Source organism: Oscillibacter acetigenes, from assembly GCF_025567605.1.
Taxonomy (GTDB): domain Bacteria; phylum Bacillota; class Clostridia; order Oscillospirales; family Oscillospiraceae; genus Oscillibacter; species Oscillibacter welbionis.
The window spans coordinates 202,127-209,008 of record NZ_JAOQKG010000005.1 but is presented as its reverse complement, the minus strand read 5'-3'; the positions used below and the strand labels follow the sequence as shown (position 1 = coordinate 209,008).

Annotated in this window: 4 protein-coding genes; 3 read left to right on the top strand and 1 reads right to left on the bottom strand. The window is 59.5% G+C overall.

Annotated features, from left to right (window positions below):
- Positions 1 to 442: 442 nt before the first annotated feature.
- From OCV80_RS11850 to OCV80_RS11840, 3 genes are all read left to right on the top strand, one after another.
- Positions 443 to 2,023, top strand: a complete 1,581-nt coding sequence (locus OCV80_RS11850; RefSeq protein ID WP_021751403.1) for a peptide chain release factor 3 — start codon at positions 443 to 445, stop codon at positions 2,021 to 2,023.
- A 132-nt stretch (positions 2,024 to 2,155) separates the two neighbouring features.
- Positions 2,156 to 2,644, top strand: a complete 489-nt coding sequence (locus OCV80_RS11845) for an RNA polymerase sigma factor (protein WP_021751404.1) — start codon at positions 2,156 to 2,158, stop codon at positions 2,642 to 2,644.
- Positions 2,645 to 2,654: 10 nt separating this feature from the next.
- Complete coding sequence (locus tag OCV80_RS11840; RefSeq protein ID WP_147629943.1) at positions 2,655 to 3,497, top strand: RsiV family protein; 843 nt, start codon at positions 2,655 to 2,657, stop codon at positions 3,495 to 3,497.
- 191 nt (positions 3,498 to 3,688) lie between these two features.
- Here OCV80_RS11840 and OCV80_RS11835 read toward each other — a convergent pair whose 3' ends face one another.
- Complete coding sequence (locus OCV80_RS11835; protein WP_136891392.1) at positions 3,689 to 6,643, bottom strand: S-layer homology domain-containing protein; 2,955 nt, start codon at positions 6,641 to 6,643, stop codon at positions 3,689 to 3,691.
- Positions 6,644 to 6,882 lie beyond the last annotated feature (239 nt).

Below are 6,882 nucleotides of genomic sequence, written 5' to 3'. Positions count from 1 at the left end.
CCCCGCTGGTTTTTCCCTGCGGTACAGAATCATCGGATTTTTTGCGGGATAGCTGCGGGAAATCTTGCAAAGCGGCACAAAATATGGTACATTGTTCGGGAATACACACGGCGGGAGACTCCTCCCGTCCGTTTTTCGCGGTCTGACCGCCCCGGATTCCGCATGTAGCTGTGCGCCGTGGGTCGAAGATGGCCCATACTCTGATATTTTTCTGGAGGATATTCCATGTCTGAACTACGCACTGAAATTTCCCGGCGGAGGACCCTCGCCATCATCGTCCCACAAAAGCTGGCGCTTTTGCGGGAGCCCTGATTTGCGTTTGCTCCGGGCGGAGTGAATCCGCCCTTCGCCAAGGTTTTGCCTTGGCAAAACGCTTGGGCGGCGCAAAAGCGCCGTGGGTCGAAGATGGCCCATACTCTGATATTTTTCTGGAGGATATTCCATGTCTGAACTACGCACTGAAATTTCCCGGCGGAGGACCTTCGCCATCATCTCCCATCCGGACGCCGGCAAGACCACGCTGACAGAGAAGTTCCTGCTGTACGGCGGGGCCATCGCCCAGGCGGGCGAGGTCAAGGGAAAGCGGGCCCGCGCCGCCACCTCTGACTGGATGGAGATCGAGAAGCAGCGGGGCATCTCCGTCACGTCCTCCGTGCTGCAGTTCCAGCACAGCGGCTTCTGCATCAACATCCTGGACACCCCTGGCCACCAGGATTTCTCCGAGGACACCTACCGGACCCTGATGGCCGCGGACTCCGCCGTCATGGTCATTGACGGCGCCAAGGGTGTGGAGCCCCAGACCCGGAAGCTGTTTAGGGTCTGCGCCATCCGCCACATCCCCATCTTCACCTTCATCAACAAGATGGACCGGGAGACCAAAGACCCCCTGGAACTGTGCGAGGAGGTGGAGCGGGAGCTGGGCATCGACACCTATGCCGTCAACTGGCCCATCGGCTCCGGCAAGGAGTTCCAGGGCGTCTACGACCGGGAGAAGCAGCGCATCCTGTTCTTCCAGGCGGAGGAGCGGGGCAAGAAGGTCGGCTCCGCCGAGGTGGCCCTGGACGACCCGGCGCTGGAGGACATGATCGGCGCACAAAAGGCCGCCGCCCTCCGGGAGGAGGTGGAGCTGCTGGGGGCCGGACGGGAGTTTGACATGGAGGCTGTGCGGAACGGCACCCTGTCCCCCGTGTTCTTCGGCTCCGCCCTCACCACCTTCGGCGTGGAGCCGTTCCTGGAGGAGTTCCTCCGCATGACCACGCCGCCCCTGCCCCGTGTCAGCGACCAGGGGGAGGTGGATGTGTTCAGCGAGGACTTCTCCGCCTTCGTGTTCAAGATCCAGGCCAATATGAACAAGGCCCACCGGGACCGGCTGGCCTTCATGCGCATCTGCTCCGGCAAGTTTGAGCGGGACACGGAGTATTTTCATGTCCAGGGCAACAAAAAGCTGCGCCTCTCACAGCCCCAGCAGATGATGGCCGCGGAGCGGGAGATCATCGACGAGGCCTACGCCGGGGACATCATCGGCGTGTTTGACCCCGGCATCTTCTCCATCGGCGACACGGTGACGGTGCCTGGAAAGAAATTCAAGTTCTCCGGCATTCCCACCTTCGAGCCGGAGCACTTCATGCGGGTGTCTCCCAAGGACACCATGAAGCGCAAGCAGTTCATCAAGGGCACGGAGCAGATCGCCCAGGAGGGCGCCATCCAGATTTTCAAGCTGCCCGGCGCCGGCCTGGAGGAGGTCATCGTGGGCGTCGTGGGCACCCTGCAGTTCGACGTGTTCCAGTACCGGATGAGGAGCGAGTACGGCGTAGAGCTCTACATGGAGGGACTGCCCTACGAGCACCTGCGGGTCATCACCGCCTGCCCCTGCAAGCCGGAGGATCTGGTGCTGTGCACCGGCGCCGCCCTGCTGGAGGACTTCAAGGGCCGCCTGCTGGTGGCATTCGGCGGGGAGTGGTCCGTGGGCTTTCTCACCAAGCACAACCCCGGCCTGGAGCTGGCCGAGTCCCTGTCTGTCTGAGCCTGAAACCGTCCGCCGGAAAGAGGCGGACGGTTTTTTGTTTTTCTTTCTTCCGGCTGTCACCTTTTCGGCGGAAACCGCATCCTAATAAGTGACCGGTCAAACGAACCCAAAGGAGCGCTCAGTCCCGCCATGACAAATTTTTTGTTGGACAAAGAAATATTCTGCGACCAGGTAATCCGAAACCAGGAGACCATGTTCCGCACTGCCAAGGCTATCCTTCACCAGGACGAAGATGCGGAGGACGCCGTGCAAGAGGCCATCTGCGCCGCCTATGCCGGCCGCGGCAGCCTGCGGGACCCGGCGCGGTTCCGACCCTGGATCCTGAAAATTCTGGTCAACAAGTGCTATGAGTTCTGCCGGAAGCGGAGGACCACGGTGGACCTGGCGGATATCCAGGACTTCCTGCCGGCTCCGGCGGCAGACCAGGCGGAGCGCCTGTCTCTATGGCAGGCGGTCATGGCGCTGAACAGCGACCTGCGGGCGGTCGTGACCCTGTTTTATTATGAGGACCTCTCCATCCGGGAGATCAGCGCCGTTCTGGGCATCAGCGAGGCGGCGGTGAAGACCCGTCTCTCCCGAGGGCGGTCCCGGCTAAAACAACTATTACACGAGGAATGAGGTGCGCAAGGTGGAGCCATTCGACAAGCGACTGAAAGAGCGGGCGAAGCAGGAACCCTTCCCCCTGCCGGAGACGTATGCCGGAAAGGTGCGGGACACCTGCGCCGCTTTAAAGGAGACGAACATGAAAGAAAACAAGCAAAAACGTTCCTATCGCTGGCTGGTCGGCGTAGCCGCGGCCCTGGCCGTATTCGTGGCCATTCCCAATGTATCTCCCGCGGCGGCTGCCGCCATGGAAGAAATCCCGGTGCTGGGCGCCGTGGTGCGGGTCATCACCTTCCGGGATTACCAGTATGACGATGGTCACAGCACTGCCGACGTCCACGTCCCGGAGCTGGGCGGCAGCGGCGCTGCAGACGAGATCAACGACCAGGTGCAGGCCTATACCGATCAGCTGATCGCCCAGTTCCAGACGGACTGCGAGGCTGCGGGCGAGAGCTACCAGGGCCTGGATGTGACCTCCTCTGTGGTGACGGACAGCGATACTTGGTTCACTCTGCGGATCGATGCCACGAGGACCGAGGCCAGCGGCTACAATTTCACCCGATTCTACCACATCAACAAAGCTACGGGTGAAGCCGTCACCCTCAGCGATCTGTTCCGGCCTGATGCGGACTACGTCTCTGTCCTGTCCGCGGAAGTCCTGCGGCAGATGGAGGAGCAGATGGCCGCGGACGCATCCCTGAGCTATCTGACGGACGAATTCACCGCTATTGACCCGGAGCAGAGCTTTTACTGGAACGCCGACGGCGATCTGGTTCTGGTGTTCGACGAGTACGCGGTGGCTGCAGGCTACATGGGCATGGTGGAGTTCACCATCCCTCAGGATGTGTACAGCGCCCTGCTGAAGTGACCGCGCTCCCCCATAAACCTTTATACGCATTGGGCGCATCGTAGATAAGGGCAAATGCTGTGGTGAAAGGTTTGGCGCATCGTTTCCAGTTGCCCCAAAGGAGCGGGGAAAGATGCATTCAGTTTTCTGCGGTGCTTTTATATAACAGAGAACAGCGGACCGCTTCAGCGGTCCGCTGTTGTTTTCCCGGTTTACTGGGCTTGCTCCATCCGCCAGACGATGGCGGAGATCTGGCCCCGGGTCAGAGTGTTGTAGGGCTTGAAGGTGCTGGTGCCGTTGCTGAAGTAGCCCTCCACGATGCCTGCGGCATTCAGCGCCTGGACATAGGGGTCCGTGGTGTCGGTGAAGGGACGGACGCTGGACAGGTTGCTGATGCTGAGGCCCATGGCCTTGGCCGCGATCTGGCTGACCGCCAGCCGGGTGATGGGGGCGTTCAGGTTCACGCTGCCGGACACCAGCCCGTCCGCCTGCGCCCGGGCCAGATAGCCGCTGAACACGTTGGAGTTCACCGGCTTCTGCTCGTCATAGCCAGCGGCCAGCATGATGAGCTTCAGCGCCGCGCCGTAGGTCACCTGGTTGTCGGGCTTGAAGGTGCCGTCGCTGTATCCGTCGATCACGTCGGCGTCGCTGAGCTCCAGTACATATTTATAGCACCAGGTGGAGGAGGTGATATCAGAGAAGTCCTCCATAGCGCTGACAATGCCCAGGCAAAGCTTGCCGCTGGCAATGGGATCGCCGCTGCTGTTGCAGGCCACATAGGGGATTTCCACAGATCCGGTGAAGCCGCTGGCCGGCACGAACCGTAGCTGGCTGATCCGCTCGCTGCCGCTGGAGTAGCCGTACAGGGTCTCGGTGTCCGCCCGCTTGGAGGTGCCGCTGCCCACGTAGATGACACCCTCGTTGGTGGCGGGCAGTTCCAGCAGCTGGATGCTGGCCAGACCCAGGCCGCTGGACTGGGCCACCGCCGTGTAGATGGAGGCGGCGGGGAAGGTGACGGCCGTGTTTCTGGGCGTGGGGCCGTAAACGTCGGGCACCTCGCTGAGGTTCACGCTGATGAGGATGGTGCCGGACACAGAACGGCTGCCGGAGCCGTAAGCGGTGAAGGGGATCTGGGCGCAGTAGTTGACGCCGCTGGGTATGTATGTCAGCTCGCTGAGGGCGTGCTGGCTGCTGGAGGGACTGAAGTAGAAATCTATGTCGTCGCAGTTGTCGTCGGTGATGCGCAGGCTGCTGGAGCTGCCGTAGCTGCTGGTACCGTAGTAGTTGTAGTACAGGCTGCCGTAAGTGGGCGCATCTTTAAAGGTGACATACTGCAGGGTATAGCCGGGGTAGCTCTCCTCAAAGAACCGGGCGATGTCGTTGGCGTTGATCTGCACTCGGCCGCTGTAATCCGTATAATAGCGGATATCGCCGCCCTCTGCGGCCACGCCGGTTCCCCCCACATCGCCGATGGCGATGGCCACGGTGCCGTAGGCCTTGTCGCCGTCCTCACCGTAGGCAGTGAAGTCCAGCTCCACCACCTTGCCGTCGGCGTCCCTGTCCGCCACAAAGGTCAGGTCATCCAGGGTGAAGTCCTCGTCGTAGAACAGGTCCTTGCTGTCATAGTAGAAATAACCGTCGTCCAGGTCGCTCTCGTCAAAGTACGTCCGGTCATCATCGTAGTCGTAGCTGTACAGCTCGCCCCAGTCGTCCAGTCCGTCGGCGTCGGTGAACCGTACATACTCCAGATCGTCCCCGGTCTCGTCATCCAGGAAATCCCAGAAGTCGTCCCGGTCAAAGGTCACGCTGTCGTCGGGATCCACCTCGTAAATGATGTCGCCCTTCACCTTGGTGCCGGTGCTGCTGCCCTTGCCGATCTCAATGGTGAGGGTAGCGGAGATCTTGTCGCCTTTCACGCCGCGCATGGTGACGTCAAAGGTCAGGGTGTCTTCATCGGCATTCCGGTCCGCCGCAAAGGTCAGCGTGTCCAGCTCGAAGTCATAGTCGTCCCAGATATCGTCCTCATCATAGTAAAACACGGCGTCGTCCAGGTCACTGTCGTTCAGCTCGTAATCCCGGGTGTAGTCGTCGGAATCGTATCCGTCGGCGTAGAAACAGCCGTAATCGTCAAAGTCGTCATAGTCGGTGAACTCCACGTATTCCAGTTCGTCGTAATCCGACTCGTCGTAGAAGAAATCGTAGAAATCCTCCGCGTCCAGCGTCACATCGTCGTCCGGGTCCACCTGATAGGTCAGGTCGCCCTTGCTGCTGGTGCCGCTGCCCTTGCCGACCTCGATGTACAGAGTGCCATATACCTTGTCACCGTCCACGCCGTGCATGGTGAAGTCAAAGGCCAGGGTGTCCGCGTCGGCGTTCCGGTCGGCGTAGAACGTCAGCGTGTCCAGTTCAAAGTCATAGTCGTACCAGACGTCGTTCTCGTCGTAATAGAACATGGCATCGTCCAGATCGCTGTCATTGAGCTCATAGTCCAGGATATAGTCATCGCTGTCGTATCCGTCTGCGCCGAAATATCCGAAGTCATCGAAATCATCGTAGCTGGTGAACTCCACATACTCCAGCTCGTCATAGCGGCCGTCTTCCTCGTCAAAGAGATCCCAGAAGTCCTCGGCGTCCACCGTCACATCGTCGCCGGGGTCCACCTTGTAGGTCAGCTCCACGTCGCCGGAGCCGGAGCGGGAGCCACCCTCCACATCAATGCGGACCGTTGCATAGAATGACCCTTCGTCGCCGTACAGCCTGACATCAAAATCCAGTGTGTCGCTGTCGATGTTGTCATAGGTCTCAAACCGCAGCGTGTCCAGGTCGATGTCGTAATCGTCCGCATCAGCACGGTCATAGTAGAATTCGTAGTTCTCCAGCGCCTTGGAATCCACGTCGTCGAACCCGTAACGGTCAAAGTCCTCGAAGGTGAAATAGCCGTAATCGTCAAAGTCATCATAATCGGTGAATTCCACGTATTCAAGGTATCCGCCGTTGTCGTCCTCATAGATTTCCTGAAAGTCATCCGCATCCAGCCAGACGCCGCTGTCCTCGTCCACATCGTACGTCAGATCCGCCGAGGCCGCAGACGCCATGGGAACGGTTCCGGCCAGCAGCGCCAGCGCCAGCAGACACGCCGGGAGCTTTTTCTTCCAAAATGTTTTCATAGTCCTCTTTCCTCCATCATATTCCAAAAGGCTTGCTTCCAGCTTCTATCTCTCTACATGTAACATACCGGGAAAGTGCCCGGCAATCATGAACAAATTATGAACTTTTCGCCATTCGGGAAAAAAGATTCCGGTCCGGCCGCATCCTGGAAAACGAAATTGTCCCCTGAAATACACAGACGGCCCGGGATTTTCCGTTTTTTTACGGGTTTTTCTTTACAAACAAACGTTCCTCCGAT

Bases quoted from the DNA above. Each gene is read 5' to 3' on its own strand.
- OCV80_RS11845 (WP_021751404.1), top strand. From the start codon at position 2,156: ATGACAAATTTTTTGTTGGACAAAGAAATATTCTGCGACCAGGTAATC.
- OCV80_RS11835 (WP_136891392.1), bottom strand. From the start codon at position 6,643: ATGAAAACATTTTGGAAGAAAAAGCTCCCGGCGTGTCTGCTGGCGCTG.
- OCV80_RS11850 (WP_021751403.1), top strand. From the start codon at position 443: ATGTCTGAACTACGCACTGAAATTTCCCGGCGGAGGACCTTCGCCATC.